This window comes from Providencia sp. AGC89 (assembly GCF_053543535.1).
Window position 1 is genome coordinate 13,736 of record NZ_JBIXLP010000063.1, and the last position, 15,275, is coordinate 29,010.

Annotated in this window: 14 protein-coding genes; 6 read left to right on the forward strand and 8 right to left on the reverse strand. The window is 41.0% G+C overall.

Translation table 11 applies throughout. From position 1 onward, the window contains the following. Positions 1-430: 430 nt before the first annotated feature. The 4 genes from ACIPUA_RS12005 to ACIPUA_RS12020 all read left to right on the forward strand — a co-directional run bounded on the left by ACIPUA_RS12005 (position 431) and on the right by ACIPUA_RS12020 (position 3,884). The gene (locus ACIPUA_RS12005) at positions 431-946 is read left to right on the forward strand and encodes an FxsA family protein (RefSeq protein ID WP_042846385.1); all 516 of its coding nucleotides are present in this window, start codon (positions 431-433) and stop codon (positions 944-946) included. Positions 947-1,109: 163 nt separating this feature from the next. Further along, entirely contained in the window at positions 1,110-1,403 is a 294-nt protein-coding gene (locus ACIPUA_RS12010) for a co-chaperone GroES (protein WP_042846384.1), read from the forward strand. A gap of 51 nt (positions 1,404-1,454) precedes the next feature. Further along, on the forward strand, positions 1,455-3,098 hold the full coding sequence (gene groL / locus ACIPUA_RS12015; RefSeq protein ID WP_042846383.1) for a chaperonin GroEL: 1,644 nt from the start codon (positions 1,455-1,457) through the stop codon (positions 3,096-3,098). 441 nt (positions 3,099-3,539) lie between these two features. Further along, positions 3,540-3,884: a DUF4156 domain-containing protein gene (locus ACIPUA_RS12020; protein ID WP_042846381.1), complete on the forward strand. Its 345-nt coding sequence runs from the start codon at positions 3,540-3,542 to the stop codon at positions 3,882-3,884. 47 nt (positions 3,885-3,931) lie between these two features. On the opposite strand, the gene epmB is transcribed toward ACIPUA_RS12020, so the two are convergent. Continuing rightward, on the reverse strand, positions 3,932-4,960 hold the full coding sequence (epmB, locus tag ACIPUA_RS12025) for an EF-P beta-lysylation protein EpmB (protein WP_449059705.1): 1,029 nt from the start codon (positions 4,958-4,960) through the stop codon (positions 3,932-3,934). 43 nt (positions 4,961-5,003) lie between these two features. Here epmB and efp point away from each other — a divergent pair, with 43 nt between their 5' ends. Beyond that, complete coding sequence (efp, locus tag ACIPUA_RS12030; protein WP_042846375.1) at positions 5,004-5,570, forward strand: elongation factor P; 567 nt, start codon at positions 5,004-5,006, stop codon at positions 5,568-5,570. A gap of 84 nt (positions 5,571-5,654) precedes the next feature. On the opposite strand, the gene ACIPUA_RS12035 is transcribed toward efp, so the two are convergent. The 3 genes from ACIPUA_RS12035 to ACIPUA_RS12045 form a co-directional block, all read right to left on the reverse strand. Next, the gene (locus ACIPUA_RS12035; protein ID WP_004258665.1) at positions 5,655-5,852 is read right to left on the reverse strand and encodes a YbdD/YjiX family protein; all 198 of its coding nucleotides are present in this window, start codon (positions 5,850-5,852) and stop codon (positions 5,655-5,657) included. Between the two features lie 121 nt (positions 5,853-5,973). Then, positions 5,974-8,067, reverse strand: a complete 2,094-nt coding sequence (gene cstA / locus ACIPUA_RS12040; protein WP_094301223.1) for a pyruvate/proton symporter CstA — start codon at positions 8,065-8,067, stop codon at positions 5,974-5,976. A gap of 361 nt (positions 8,068-8,428) precedes the next feature. Next, positions 8,429-9,337: an EamA family transporter gene (locus tag ACIPUA_RS12045; RefSeq protein WP_042846373.1), complete on the reverse strand. Its 909-nt coding sequence runs from the start codon at positions 9,335-9,337 to the stop codon at positions 8,429-8,431. Positions 9,338-9,606: 269 nt separating this feature from the next. On the opposite strand from ACIPUA_RS12045, the gene sugE reads away from it, so the two are divergent. Then, positions 9,607-9,921 (forward strand): quaternary ammonium compound efflux SMR transporter SugE, encoded by a 315-nt coding sequence (sugE, locus tag ACIPUA_RS12050; protein WP_004258648.1) that lies wholly within the window; start codon positions 9,607-9,609, stop codon positions 9,919-9,921. 96 nt (positions 9,922-10,017) lie between these two features. Here the strand turns inward: sugE and ACIPUA_RS12055 are convergent, their stop codons facing one another. From ACIPUA_RS12055 to ACIPUA_RS12070, 4 genes are all read right to left on the reverse strand, one after another. Then, positions 10,018-11,133, reverse strand: a complete 1,116-nt coding sequence (locus ACIPUA_RS12055; RefSeq protein ID WP_449059706.1) for a hypothetical protein — start codon at positions 11,131-11,133, stop codon at positions 10,018-10,020. Next, positions 11,133-12,266, reverse strand: coding sequence for an ABC transporter substrate-binding protein (locus ACIPUA_RS12060; protein WP_449059707.1), 1,134 nt, complete (start codon positions 12,264-12,266; stop codon positions 11,133-11,135). Before ACIPUA_RS12060 ends, ACIPUA_RS12055 begins: the two co-directional genes overlap by 1 nt. A gap of 18 nt (positions 12,267-12,284) precedes the next feature. Next, positions 12,285-14,432, reverse strand: coding sequence for a TonB-dependent siderophore receptor (locus ACIPUA_RS12065; RefSeq protein ID WP_181468772.1), 2,148 nt, complete (start codon positions 14,430-14,432; stop codon positions 12,285-12,287). Positions 14,433-14,659: 227 nt separating this feature from the next. Next, entirely contained in the window at positions 14,660-15,241 is a 582-nt protein-coding gene (locus tag ACIPUA_RS12070; protein WP_048606093.1) for a TetR/AcrR family transcriptional regulator, read from the reverse strand. Between the last annotated feature and the right edge of the window lie 34 nt (positions 15,242-15,275).

A 15,275-nucleotide genomic window follows, 5' to 3' on the forward strand; every position in this document is an offset into this window, starting at 1 on the left:
TTAATTAGATTACAGTTTACTGTCCGTTTATGCGCTTGCAAAAAAAGTAATATATCGTAAAGCAAAATTCACAGGTGATTAATATTGTGAAATAAAACTTCACAAGCGATTAACACCAACTACTACGTTGTCAGCATTATGATCTACTGATTTATGGGTAGATGATAAGCTTTTAATCATGTACTGCCTTGAACCTAGATCACTATATAGTTTGATTTATGCAACAGATTTTACGTTGTGTGACATTCATCACAGATAAGTATCATTAATGAGAAAAATCTGTGAGTTGAAAAGCGTTATATCTGCCCCAATTATTATGGCTATACTAAAGAAAAAAGCGAATATTGATAGTTGTCTCTTAGATACAGTTCACAAAGGTTTTCCAAGGGGCGTAAAATAGTTGATAGCTTATTGAAATAAAGGAGAACTTGTGCGCTGGTTACCACTCATTCTGATAGGTATTCTCGTTTACATTGAATCTGTCATTTTTGTGCGAGTTGCGTCCGAAGTTGGCGTATTAATGACTTTGATTTTAGTTGTTCTAACTTCTTGTCTAGGTGTTTCACTCGTCAAGAACCAAGGCATGAAAAATGTACTGCAAATCCAACAAAAATTAGTGTCAGGTGAAAGTCCCGCAGCAGAAATGATCAAAAGTGTTGCGTTGGTTTTAGCTGGCTTTTTACTTATCGTTCCAGGCTTTTTTACTGACTTCATTGGTTTATTGTTGTTACTTCCGCCAATTCAAAAACTCATTGTAATGCGTTTAATTCCTCACATCCGTTTTTATCAACCGGGGAATGGTTTTGGCCAAACGGGGGGCGGGAAATACCAAAATGGAGACACTTTTGAGGGGGAATTCCAACGTAAACAAGATGACCCTTCTTTTACAATTGATAACTCAGATAAAACGGACTCATCTGATAAAGAGGACCGCCCCAAGTCGTAAATCCATTCTTTTTGTAGGGAGATAAAAATGAAAAATTTTTTATCTCCCCCCTTGAAGTCCCTCTGTTTCGCCCCAATCTGCTCAAACATGGTACTAGTTTATTTGAGACATACTGGTATCGTCCTTTTACCTAGTGTGGACTTTATTTATAGGAGAACTATTAATGAAAATTCGTCCATTGCATGACCGTGTTATCGTTAAACGTAAAGAAGTTGAATCAAAATCTGCTGGCGGGATCGTTCTGACTGGTACTGCTGCAGCTAAATCAACTCGTGGTGAAGTACTTGCTGTAGGCAACGGTCGCATCCTAGAAAATGGTGAAATCAAAGCACTGGATGTGAAAGTTGGTGATATCGTGATTTTTAACGACGGTTATGGTGTGAAAGCTGAAAAAATCGACAATGAAGAAGTCCTGATCATGTCTGAAAGTGACATTCTGGCAATTGTTGAAGCGTAATTTTCACTTAAAACTTCTCAACTAACGAAAAGAATTTGAAGGAAAGAGATAATGGCAGCTAAAGACGTTAAATTTGGTAGTGATGCACGTACGAAAATGCTTCGTGGTGTGAATGTTCTGGCAGATGCAGTAAAAGTAACTTTAGGTCCTAAAGGCCGTAATGTAGTTTTAGATAAATCTTTCGGCTCACCAGTTATCACCAAAGATGGTGTTTCTGTAGCACGTGAAATCGAATTAGAAGATAAATTCGAAAACATGGGTGCACAGATGGTGAAAGAAGTTGCCTCTAAAGCTAACGATGCTGCGGGTGACGGTACAACTACAGCAACAGTTTTGGCTCAAGCTATCATCACTGAAGGTTTAAAAGCCGTTGCAGCGGGTATGAACCCAATGGATCTTAAACGTGGTATCGATAAAGCCGTTATTGCTGCAGTTGAAGAGCTGAAAACACTTTCTGTTCCATGTTCAGACTCTAAATCAATCGCACAGGTTGGTACTATTTCTGCAAACTCCGACGAAACCGTGGGTAAACTGATCGCAGAAGCAATGGATAAAGTCGGTAAAGAAGGCGTTATCACTGTTGAAGAAGGTACAGGCCTAGAAGATGAATTGGATGTGGTTGAAGGTATGCAGTTTGACCGCGGTTACCTGTCCCCTTATTTCATCAACAAACCAGAAACAGGTGCTGTTGAGTTAGAAAACCCATTTATTTTATTAGTTGATAAAAAAGTTTCTAACATCCGTGAATTACTGCCGGTATTAGAAGGCGTAGCTAAAGCTAGCAAACCACTGTTAATTATTGCAGAAGATGTTGAAGGCGAAGCGCTGGCAACACTAGTTGTCAATACGATGCGTGGTATTGTTAAAGTTGCGGCTGTTAAAGCTCCTGGCTTTGGTGATCGTCGTAAAGCAATGCTACAGGATATCGCTGTTCTGACTAACGGTACTGTTATCTCTGAAGAGATCGGTATGGAGCTAGAAAAAGCAACGTTAGAAGACTTAGGTCAAGCAAAACGCATTGTTATCAACAAAGATACTACAACCATTATTGATGGTGTTGGTGATGAAGCGACGATTTCAGGCCGTGTTGCTCAAATTCGTCAGCAAATCGAAGAGTCTTCTTCTGATTATGACCGTGAAAAATTACAAGAGCGTGTTGCTAAATTAGCAGGCGGTGTTGCTGTTATTAAAGTTGGTGCAGCAACTGAAGTTGAAATGAAAGAAAAACGTGCTCGCGTTGACGATGCTCTGCATGCAACTCGCGCAGCTGTTGAAGAAGGTGTTGTAGCTGGTGGTGGTACTGCACTGGTTCGTGTTGCTGCTAAACTGGAAGGTTTAAAAGGCGACAACGAAGATCAAACCGTGGGTATCCGTGTTGCTCTGCGCGCAATGGAATCACCTATGCGCCAAATCGTGACTAACGCAGGCGAAGAAGCCTCTGTTGTTGTGAATAAAGTTAAATCAGGTCAAGGCAACGAAGGTTATAACGCAGCGACTGATGCATACGGCGATATGATCGATATGGGTATCTTAGACCCAACTAAAGTAACGCGTTCTGCTCTGCAATTTGCAGCATCTATCGCAGGTTTAATGATCACGACAGAAGCGATGATCACTGAACTGCCAAAATCAGATGCACCTGACTTAGGTGCTGCTGGTATGGGCGGCATGGGTGGAATGGGCGGCATGATGTAAAAGACATCAAGCTTAGGTAACAGCTAGCTTAGTTGGTTGTTACTAGCCGATATAAGACCGGCACCGTTAGTTTAACTAGCGGTGCCGGTTTTTTATTGCTTCTTAAATGACGCTACAGTTATTAACTCAAAATGGGAGCAGCCATTAGGTGGATATAAATTAATGTTAAATGCCATTTATTTTTGCGTAAAGGTCCATCAAAAGGTTATATTTAGCGTAAGGCAAAATGGTTTGAAGAAATAAACAACAGGGCGGTTGTCTTGATTGTTTTGTGATAGACTCTATTTGGCTGGTGAACTGTGGTATTTACACGGTAATTTTGACGCAGTATGTTAATCACCTCCTAGATATTTCATGATATATTGCTATCAATATGGTATTGGGACTAAAACGATTTTCAAACCAGTTGCAAAAAAAACACAATGAAAAATGAGGGAAAACATGCGAATTAAAGTCTTGATTGGTGCTGCTGCATTACTGCTTTTAGCGGGTTGTTCTACAACAACTAATTTGACTGCGGCAGGCTCACAAGTTCGTTTTGTTGAGAATCAACCAGGAAGTGATTGCCAGCTTCTGGGGCAGGTTGCAGGGACACAAAGCAACTGGTTGAGCGGTGTGAATAATGAATCCAGCTCAATGCGCAGTGCAGCGAATGACTTGCGAAATAAAGCTGCTGCAATGGGTGGTAATGTTATTTTTGGCGCAACAAGTCCAAGCGAAACAGTATTATCTAGCTTTATTCCGCTAGATAGCAAAATGGTTGGCCAAGTATATAAATGTCCCTAATATGATTTCATAGCGCCCAAATTACAGTAATTTGGGCGTTTTGCTTTTTAAATCTGCCTTAAATTTAGGTCAAGCAATGTTTTGCTTGGCTCTCCGCCAATTTCCCGTGCCAATTTTGGTACGAGGTATCCGGATACCTGACTTAATAACTGCTGTATTAATTGTCGAGCTTCTAAATCACTGACTAAAAAGTGTGCTGCTCCTTGGACTTTATCCAATACATGTAAGTAATAAGGTAAAATCCCTGCGTCAAATAAGGCATTACTTAAATTAGCTAATGCGCTTACATTGTCATTAACTTGGCGTAATAATACGCTTTGATTCAGTAAGGTAACACCTGATGACTTTAGTTTAAACATGGCGGCAGTTAATGGTTTATCAATTTCATTTGCATGGTTAATATGTGTAACCATAATCACTTGAAGCCGCGCACGCGCAAGTCTGTTGCATAGTGTGTCGGTAATACGTTCTGGAATAACAACGGGTAAACGAGTATGAATTCTAAGGCGTTTTATATGTGGGATTGCCTCTAGTTGGCTAATTAACCAGTCGAGTTCATGGTCTTTTGCCATTAGTGGGTCACCACCTGAGAAGATGATTTCATTGAGTTCGGTGTGGTTTTTTATATAATCCACAGCCATCAACCAGTTATTTTTATTTCCTTTGTTATCTTCATAAGGAAAATGCCGGCGAAAACAGTAGCGACAGTTGACTGCGCAACCACCTTTTACCAGCAGTAATGCGCGGTTGTGGTATTTATGCAGCAAACTGGGAATTGCGTTATCTTGCTCTTCTAGCGGGTCTGTAGAAAAACCTGGATGTATATCAAACTCTGCTTTTGCCGTTAATACTTGCAATAACAGAGGGTCTAGTGGATCGCCTTTTTTCATCCGTGAGATAAACGGCATTGGCACACGCAAAGGAAATAATTTACGCGCTTCATTGCCTTCTTTCGAAAAAAGGTGGTTTTCTAAGTTAAGCATTTGCAGCAATTCATCTGGATTAGTGATTGCTTCAGCAAGTTGTTGTATCCAGACTTCTCTGGATGAGGTATTTTGAGTTACAATATCGACCATTTTTTGGCTATGCCATTTTTAGTTTATAAATTAGAGGATCACCATGGCTACTTATAGTACCAATGAATTCCGCTCAGGTCTTAAAATCATGTTAGATGGCGAGCCTTGTGTCGTTTTAGAAAGTGAATTCGTAAAACCAGGTAAAGGTCAAGCATTTGCACGTGTGCGTATCCGTAAACTGATTTCTAACAAGCTGTTGGAAAAAACATTTAAGTCTACTGACTCCGTTGAAGGTGCTGATGTCATGGATATGAACTTAACTTACCTATATACCGATGGTGAGTTCTGGCATTTCATGAACAACGAAACTTTCGAACAATTAGCAGCAGACGAAAAAACCGTTGGCGATAACGCCAAATGGTTAGTTGACCAAGCAGAGTGTATTTTAACTTTGTGGGACGGTCGTCCTATCGCGGTAACTCCGCCTAACTTTGTTGAGTTAGAAATTACCGATACTGACCCAGGCTTGAAAGGTGATACTGCTGGTACAGGTGGTAAACCAGCGACACTGAGCACTGGCGCAGTTGTTAAGGTTCCGCTGTTTGTTCAGATCGGTGAAGTTATCCGTGTCGATACTCGCTCAGGCGAATACGTTTCACGCGTAAAATAATAGCGTATCCTATACGGAATCGCTAAAAATAAAAAGCCGTGGTCGATGTGAACTGACCTCGGCTTTTTTGTCTATTTTAAGTCGCTAACAGCACTTAAACCCACCTTTACCACCATAGCGTGCGTCTTGACGTTCTTTGAAAAACTCTTCATAGGTCATTGGCGTTTGATCAGGATGCGTTTTTTGCATGTGAGCAACATAGTTGTCATAGTCAGGGACGCCAACCATCATTTTTGCCGCTTGGCCGAGGTAGCGGGCTGCTTTTCCCAGTTCTCCAAACATAAATCCTCGTCATATTTTGTGTTGTAGCTTCAATTATTTTGGAGAAAGAGAGTGAATCTTGATAAATACTTAAAAACTAAATATTTAAAACAAAACTGCTCAACTCTCAATCTCCGGTGTATTAATGATGTCGTGTATTTGCCACGATTTCTTCATAGTTGGCTGGCATTGGCTCGTAGGGTACTTCATTCGCAGTTGGTTGGTCAGATTTTAAGGCCTTCAACGCAGTGCGGATGGAGAAAAGAGCTAGTAATACCACAACAATCATAAAGAAAATAGTTAAGCCAGCGTCTAAACGGTTATTGAAAATCAACTGCGTGAGTTGAGATTCGGTGTACTGAACTGGAATATTTCCACTATCAATCATTGCTTGGAATTTATTTGCAACAGCTAAGAAGCCAACACGGGCATCTTCACTAAAGGTTTTTTCCCAACCAGCTGTCATAGTACAAATCAATAACCAAGCTGTTGGTATCAATGCAACCCATGCGTATCGTTGACGCTTCATTTTGAACAGTACCACAGCACAGAGCATTAATGCCATACCTGCTAGCATTTGGTTTGCGATACCGAATAGTGGCCATAGTGTGTTAATCCCGCCCAGAGGGTCGACAACACCTTGATGCAGGAAATATCCCCATGCCAGTACGCATAGTGCGGTTGCTATTAAGTTTGCAGGCAGTGAGTCCGTTCGTTTTAGTGACGGTGACACCACCCCAAGCAAGTCTTGCAGCATAAAACGTGCGGCACGTGTTCCTGCATCAACTGCAGTTAAAATAAATAACGCCTCAAATAAAATAGCAAAGTGGTACCAGAAGGCGACATTCATCAACCCACCAAGTGCACCGTGTAAAATATAGGCCATTCCGACAGCAAGCGTCGGTGCTCCTCCTGCCCGTGAGATAATACTGCTCTCACCGACTTCATGAGCTATTGTATTTAACTGCTCAGGCGTAATTTGGAAACCCCAACTACTTACAACTTGAGCCGCAGAGGCAACAACATCTTGTGTACCGGCGGGGGCTAACATTGCCATTGGACTATTCATGGCAAAATACACACCTGGGTCAATCACACAAGCTGCGACTAGCGCCATGATGGCAACAAATGATTCCATTAACATACCGCCGTAACCGATAAAGCAGGCTTGGTTTTCATTTGCTAACATTTTCGGCGTTGTGCCTGAAGAAATCAGCGCATGGAAGCCAGAAACAGCACCACAGGCAATAGTGATAAATAAGAATGGGAACAAATCCCCTGCCCAAACGGGGCCTGTACCATCAATATATTTCGTTAGTGATGGCATTTGTAGATTAGGATTTAAAATCAAAATACCAATAGCAAGGCCAATAATAGTACCGATTTTTAAGAAGGTAGAAAGGTAGTCTCGTGGAGCAAGGAGTAACCAAACAGGAAGTACCGCAGCAACAAAGCCATACCCCACTAACATCCACGTTAATTGGACACCAGTATAATCAAAATAAGGTGCCCACGTTTCACTTTCAGCAACCCATCCTCCAGAAATAATGGCAAAGACAAGGAAAATTAACCCAATAATCGATACTTCGCCAATACGACCAGGACGGATATAACGAGTATAAATCCCCATGAAAATGGCTAATGGGATAGTGAAAGCAACAGTGTAAGTTCCCCATGGGCTATGGGTTAGCGCTTTAACGACAATCATGGCCAGTACCGCTAAGATAATCACCATGATCATAAAGCATGCAATTAATGCCAGCACACCTGCTGTATTACCCATTTCTTCCTTAACTAACTCTCCAAGAGAGCGCCCATCTCGTCGCGTCGAAACAAATAACACCATAAAGTCTTGTACAGCCCCTGCCAGTACTACTCCTGCTAACAACCAGAGCATACCCGGTAAGTACCCCATTTGGGCAGCAAGAACCGGACCAACAAGAGGGCCTGCTCCAGCAATAGCGGCAAAATGGTGACCAAATAATACTTTTTTATCTGTTGGTACGTAGTCAAGCCCATCATTATGACGAATTGCAGGCGTCATACGTGTTGAATCGACTTGTAATACTTTTTTCGCAATAAATAGCCCGTAGTAGCGGTATGCAATGAGATAAATACATACTGCAGCAACAACAATCCACAGAGCATTGATCTGTTCACCACGATTTAAGGCAATATAACCTAGTGAAAATGCACCAAGTAAAGCGAGTACAATCCAAATTAATTGTTTACCCATAGCCATCCCCATTTATTCAGTTAACAGCGCTTTGTTATCTATTTAAATGTTACTTAATTACTATTTATTTAAGTAGAACAAGGAAGATATAGCTAATTTAAGTTAAAGGAAAAGTAGCTAAAACGAGACACCTATTGGAAATTGTGAGAACAATTCTATAATTGCAGTGAGCTTCACTAATTTATCATTAGCGACTGGATTTTATCGGATTTTAAGCTAAAGGCTTGCTATTTTTTTTAATTAAACCATAAGTTTTATTTAGTGTGGATTTTTGAACTAAATAATAGTCAGAAATAAAATGCTTTATGAGGGGGGATTTAATTACCGAAAGATAAAACTCTCGGTAATTAAATCGGCTACTTTAAGCATGCCTTAGGCTGAGAATAATTTTTTTACCAAAAAGCGTTATAATTAAGCCAAACATAATTAAAATAAGCCCGGCGATTTGTATGCCATTAATATGTTCATCAAGGAATAAAGCACTACTGCTTAAACCAAATACAGGAACGAGCAAAGAGAATGGCGCAACTCGCCACGCTTCATAGCGGCCAAGTAAGATCCCCCATAGCCCATAGCCAACAAAAGTAGATAAATAAGCAAGATATAAAATAACGCCAAATATGGACCAATTAAAACCAGTAAGTCCGTCTACGATGGCATCTTCCCCTTCTAAAACCCAAGAACTTATTAAGAATGGAATAATAGGGATTAGCGCGCTCCAACTTACTAAGGACAAGGCACTGCATTTTTCAGCCCCTTTATGTTGCATAATGATCCTATTAGTAATGTTACCGCAAGCCCAAGAAAGCCCCGCGATCAGTGTAAAGGCTAGCCCAAGTAGCGGTATATCATCTAATCCACCAGCGGTTGCCCCATTGGCTAATATGGTTAACCCTATTATGGCAATAAACATGCCGATGAAGTGAGTCGGTTGCAATGATTCTTTTAAAATTATTGCGCCAAGTAATAGGGTAAAGAAAGCTTGGGATTGCAATATGACAGAGGTTATACCCGCAGGCATACCCACTCTAATCGCGCAAAATAAGAAGGCAAATTGACCGAAGCTGATGGTAAGTCCATAGAGAAGTAATAATTTGAGCGGAATTTTGGGGCGCTTAAAAATAAAAATAGCAGGGAAGGCCACAAACATGAAGCGTAATGCACCTAATAATAACGGCGGAAGTGCGGTAACGCCGAGTTTAATGATAACGAAGTTAACACCCCAAATAACCACCACACAAAGGGCGAGTAAGATGTCTCTGAGACTCATGCTATTTTCTCGATTAACTTGCCAGATTAAACATCTACTTTACATGTGTATAATTTTGAGTGCGATGGTTATGATGCTTAATAATAAAAAATGGTATAAAAATGTTGAATTTTATGGTTGATTTGCGCTTATTTGTTATTTTTCGTGGCTTGAGTCAGCGCTAACGAAGGTTTATAATGTATTCACACATCACACGTATTCAGGACGACCTGAATAAACGTCATTCAAATATGGGGACGGCCCCGAGTAATTAACGGGAGCAAGCAATCATGGCTTGGATCGTTCTTTTATTTGCAGGCTTATTAGAAGTAGTATGGGCTGTAGGGTTAAAATACACTCATGGTTTCACGCGTCTAACACCCAGTATTATTACCATTATTGCGATTATCGCCAGTATGGGGTTATTAGCTTACGCCATGCGTGACCTACCAGTAGGAACTGCCTATGCAATTTGGACGGGTATAGGTGCTGTTGGTACTGCAATTGTTGGGATTATTTTCCTGGGTGAATCAGCGAATATGTTCCGTTTATTAAGCCTAGCTTTGATTATTACGGGTTTAATTGGCTTAAAAGTGTCGAGTTAACTATTTAAAACAAGTGGGTGGTTTTCATCTTACCTGCTTTATTATTGTTATATATTGCTAGTTCCCCTATGGGGGCTAGCAATATTAATTTACAGACTAGAGTATCCAAGCTGTTCTAGCTCCTACCGTCGTACTTTTATGGTGTTCAGTGTGGCTAAGGCACAGGGAATCAATACCTGCACTAGTTCGTGAATACCATGCACCTCCACGCATTAGGGCACGCTTACCGTAGTTGCGTAGATAAATTTGGTCATCTGTTAGTTTCGCTTTATAAGGAGCAAGGCCTAGTACTTTCAGTAAAGTAGGGATTTGCTCTTGGCTTGTTCTATCAAGTAAACGAAAAGGGCTATCGAGTAGACCCGCGGGATAACTGGAATCACTTGGCTCGCCGTTAAAATTCAAAATATTCTGTGAAATGATCGGGGTTCCTGCATTACCATCAGTTTTAGAGTTAGGTGAATCATATTTGGCACTTGTTGAATGGTTTATCGGGATATACTCACCTGTAGTCATGTTGATAGCACGCCAATTTGTTGATGAACACTCTAAGTTGATGGCGGCATCATTATTTGGGATCACTTGGATTTCCCCTGCATGTAACCGAACACCAGTTTGCCATTCCCAAAGGTTACCGACTAAATCGCTGATCCCTGTTAGTTGGTTATTGTGGTGCCAGTTTTCCCACTGTGCATTGGTTCGGGTTGTTGGCGTTCCATGTAAATCACCCGTGGCAAGGCCATCTATTCGCGGAGTGAATTCATTATGGGAATAATAATTACGACCATAATCGGTATTGCCTTGAACAATGCTATTATGTTGATTGGTTAATGCTGAAATGGCGCACCATTCTGCATTGCTACTGACATGACAGCCTTTGCCACTTTGTTTAGCTAATAATTGAAATTGTAGTAAATCAAAATTACATGCAGGTATTTGATTCGGCTGACTCACTAATTCGCCATCATGTAAGCTGGCGGCGTAGCAAGAATAGAAAAAGGCATCAATAAGATGGTTATTGATAATAAATGCAGGGTGGGGGCCATTGCCCAGACGTTTATCGATATCTTCTAAGTTAAAACGAGGAACGATAAAAACATAATTAGGTTGCCCCTTGGGGCTATAAATAATGGTGCGTTGGCCATTACTTTGTTTTTCAACTTGTTGACGTAATGGATCAGGAGAATAAATCATGGTCATATTAGCCTTTTTCATTAAAGTGAAACCCAATAGCCTTCTTCCCATTTGATGGGTAAGAATTGTTCAGTGAAGGATTTAAAAACCTTATCGGCATCAAGGTCAGCGAATAACGTTGGGTGGAGCCAACTGGCGAACTTTAACACTGCGATAAAGCCAAAAGGACTGTCATAAAAGGTATGCCAAATGGCATGAACCTGTTGCCGTTTCACGGCACTTAGTGTCTTAAATGCATTACGTACCATTAGTTGTTTTAGCTTTTGCTTCGCAATGGCTAAATCAGCCCCCGGGCCTAATCCAACCCAGCCACCTTTTGGGTTATAGCCACTCCAATCCGTTCCTGTCACAATCACCATTTGCGCTTCGGTATGGATAATGGTTTCTTGATTAAGAATGCCATAAGTCCCATGAATATATTGTTCAGAAATATTTACGCCGCCTGCGAACGTGAGAAATTGGGCAAAATTCCCATTTCCATAAGCGAAACAACACTCGTCAGTAAAACCCGCTGCTCGCTCCAGAAGGACGCTAGGCATGTTAGGTTTTGCGTCTCGTAAACGGTTTTCGACCATTTCCAACTGCGTTTTAATAAATTGATTAATACGTTTGGCGCTATCTTGCTGTTGAAAAACCTCTGCCATAATGGCAACACTTTTGGGTGTATTACCGATAGGATCAATACTCATATCGAGGGCAATCACGGGTATATTTGCACATTGTAATATCGCCAGTAATCCATTCGCTTGTAACCCTGCAAATGTCCCTGTCGTTGTGAAAATCATCTCTGGTTTTAGCGTTAAAATTATTTCTAAATTGGCTTGAGCTCCGCCAATTGGGGGAAGGTGAGGGAGAGTTTGCAGAGCTGGGAAAGCCTTACAATACTGCTGATAACTACGCAAATCAGCGGAACGGAAGTTGCTTGGGATGGCGACTAATTTTTCGACAAAATTTTTCTTATTTAGCACAGCGTAAAGAAAAATTAGTGAAGGATCAGCCAAATAGATGCGTTCAGGTTTTTTGGAAAAATCGACGGAGCGCCCAAGGATATCTGTGATGCTGCGTTTTTTTTCTGCCAAGGAAGGGGATGACACTAAGGTAAGTGCCATGGTCGCCAACCCTGCTTTGATGAAGTCCCTTTTGGAAACGGTCATAACTGTTTAACTAACCTATTAAAAATAGTAATTGAGCGTGGCAAATAACGTTCTATTGGTACCTATGCTGCAATAGGTAGAACTGGTGCAGCTAGCAACATAGGGGTTATTGGTAATGTTACTTACGGTGACCCCGAGTTCCATTCCTGTTAATTCAGGGATAAGCGCATCCATTTGGTACCTAGCGCTAACATCTCCTAGCCAGACTGCAGGGACTTTAAAGGTGTTGGTATTGTCACCCCATGTTGCACCTAAATAACGTACTCCTACTCCGACTAACGCACCTTCTAAATAAGGGGAATGAAAGCGGTAATCTACCCATGCAGAACCGCTGTGTTTAGGGACTTGAACAGGGTGCTTATTTAGCACCGAAAGGTCTTGGCTTTGTGTAATTTTGTTATCCGTATAGGCATAATTGAGCATCATATTTAGCGAAGTAGTAATAGCAAACCGGCTTTCAAAATCGATGCCTCGAGAACGAATTTTACCCGTTTGATTATAGTAATCAGGGTTTAGTGGGTTATGAGTGGTGACATTTTTTTGCTCAAGCTCATAGGCGGCAAGGCTTACCATCAAATCACCAGATTGGTTTTGGTATTTTATCCCTAATTCTGTTTGTTTTGATTCAGTTGGAATAAAGGGTTTCCCCTCTGCGTCGGTACCTAAAACAGGGTCAAAGCTGTCAGATACACTAACCCACGGTGAAAACCCACTTTCAAAGGAATATGTTAGCCCAACGCGTTGGCTCCATGCGGAGGTATCATTTTTTTGCGTGGTGTTTGTCAGGTTATTATCGGTATTGAGATACGACCAATCATAGCGACCGTTAAGTAGCAGATCCCATTGTTGCCAACTGAGTTGATCTTGTAGATAAACACCATAGCGATCAAAGCGTTGAGTTGTTGATGTGCGAGATACCGGATAAGGCCTAAACTCAGGGTGATGAGGTTTTACCCATGGGTCAAAGCTCACAGTTTGTGATCCCCACCAGTCTTTATCGAGCTTTCCAGTTTGGTAATCAAAACCAAAGAGCAGTTGATGACGAATAGGGCCAGTATCAAGTTGATAAATGAGTTGGTTATCAGCAACCCAAGTTTTTGAATGGCTTGGCGAGTCTTGATAAACCGCTGTGAGTCGCTGATCGCCGGCTAAAAAACCACGAGTGAAGTCACGTTTAATATGCGTATCAACATCGGAATAGCGTATATTTTGTTTAAAAGTAATAAATGGCGTGATTTGATAGTCGATCAAAGAAGTGATAGACCATTGAGTTCGCTCAGATTGCTCATGTCTAGGGTCGCTGTAGTTTTGTGTAAAATCCAGTTTTCCGTTTCGATTCGGTAATAAACCAATCGCTTGAGCGGGTAGTGTATTATAGTGGCCAATATGGGGGTCGCGTTGGTATTGGCTTAAGACAGTCAAACTGAGTTTTTCATTGGGTTGCCACGTGAGGGATGGCGCGAGCAAATAGCGAGATTGCTTGGAAGAATTGATTTGCGAATCAGTGGATAGCGCTAACCCATCCATTCTATAAAGCAAAGTTTCGCTATCATTTAATGCGCCTGTTGTATCAAATTTTATTGAATCGTTATCAAAATTACCTTTTTGGAACTGAATTTGATGTGATTCGTTGGCACTTGGTCGGCGAGATTGCATATTGATGACTCCACCTGCTCCCCCTTGACCATACAGTGCAGATGAAGGCCCATGAACGGCTTCAATACTATTTAAGGTCCATGAATCGATTTGTGGCCCCCAAATTCCGCTGTTACCTATGACACGTAGCCCATCTAAATAATAGTCAGCATCGAACCCTCGAATTTTTGAAAAATCGATACCGTTACCAAACGCACCAAACTTCTCACTAGTCACTCCGGCGCTATAGCGTAGGGCTTGGCTGATTGATTCTGAAGGTAATGTATCCATTTGTTCACGTTTGATAACTGAAACAAATTGTGGAGTTTCCAATAAGGATGCAGAACCTTTAGTTGCCGTGAATTGTGTTTTGTTGGCATATCCTCTGGGAGAATCATTATTATTTTCACTGGAAGTGACGACCAATACATCGGTTTTAGCGGCCATACACGCAGTGTTTGAGTAAAGTAGCGTACAAACGAGCATGCTAACCGTTGATAGGGTACTGTTTTTGGAGACAAAGTTGTTCATACAATCCAAGCCAATGGGTTAATGTGAAATTTTAATTTCGTTAGCATAGATCGTAAACCGACCGTCGGTCAATATAATTAATAATCATTTGCATTTAAATGATGAGGTGTAATGAGCCTATAAAAAAGGGAGTTAAGTAATAGTTTGATATCTAAATAAAAATAGATAATGTAAGAGAAGGAAAAATATGAGAAATGCAGCGAGGTATCACTGCATGGATGGCTAAATTATTTTAGAAGTTGGCTAAAGCGCTGGTAGAGGATTTGGCCTAAATTATGTTGATTGTATTCGGTGCTAGTCGATAAATTATCAACCGCAGCATGCATCGAATGGTAAATCATTGTCGACATCAATTCATTAGGCAACTCTGGCCACGCTTTGTTTTGTTCACCGAAAGCTAAAATAGTTTTAATCTGCTCAACGGCACGGGTTTCATGATCATTGCTGCGGCCGTGGTATTCGTCATGAAATAACATGTCGTGAATATTTTGTTTTTCGACATAGTATTTGACGCTATTTTCGCACCATGCTTTTAATTTTTCACAGGCGCTTGTTTGGCTATCTAAAGCCGTTTGAATATGGCCTAAATACCAGTCCATATAGCGTGTGCGCAGGGCTTCCATGATATCATTTTTAGATTGAAAATAATGATAAAAGGTCCCTTTTGCTACATCAGCTGATAAAACAATTTCGCTGACGGTGGTACTCACAAACCCTTTAGAAAGAAACAGTTTTTCCGCTGCATTCATTAGGTCATCTAGCCTTTCTTCCGCAGGTTTTGTTCTTGGTTTTTTAGGGGGTAATGTCATAGGGTTTGTCTCTTAATATCTTGTGCTAAAAGCA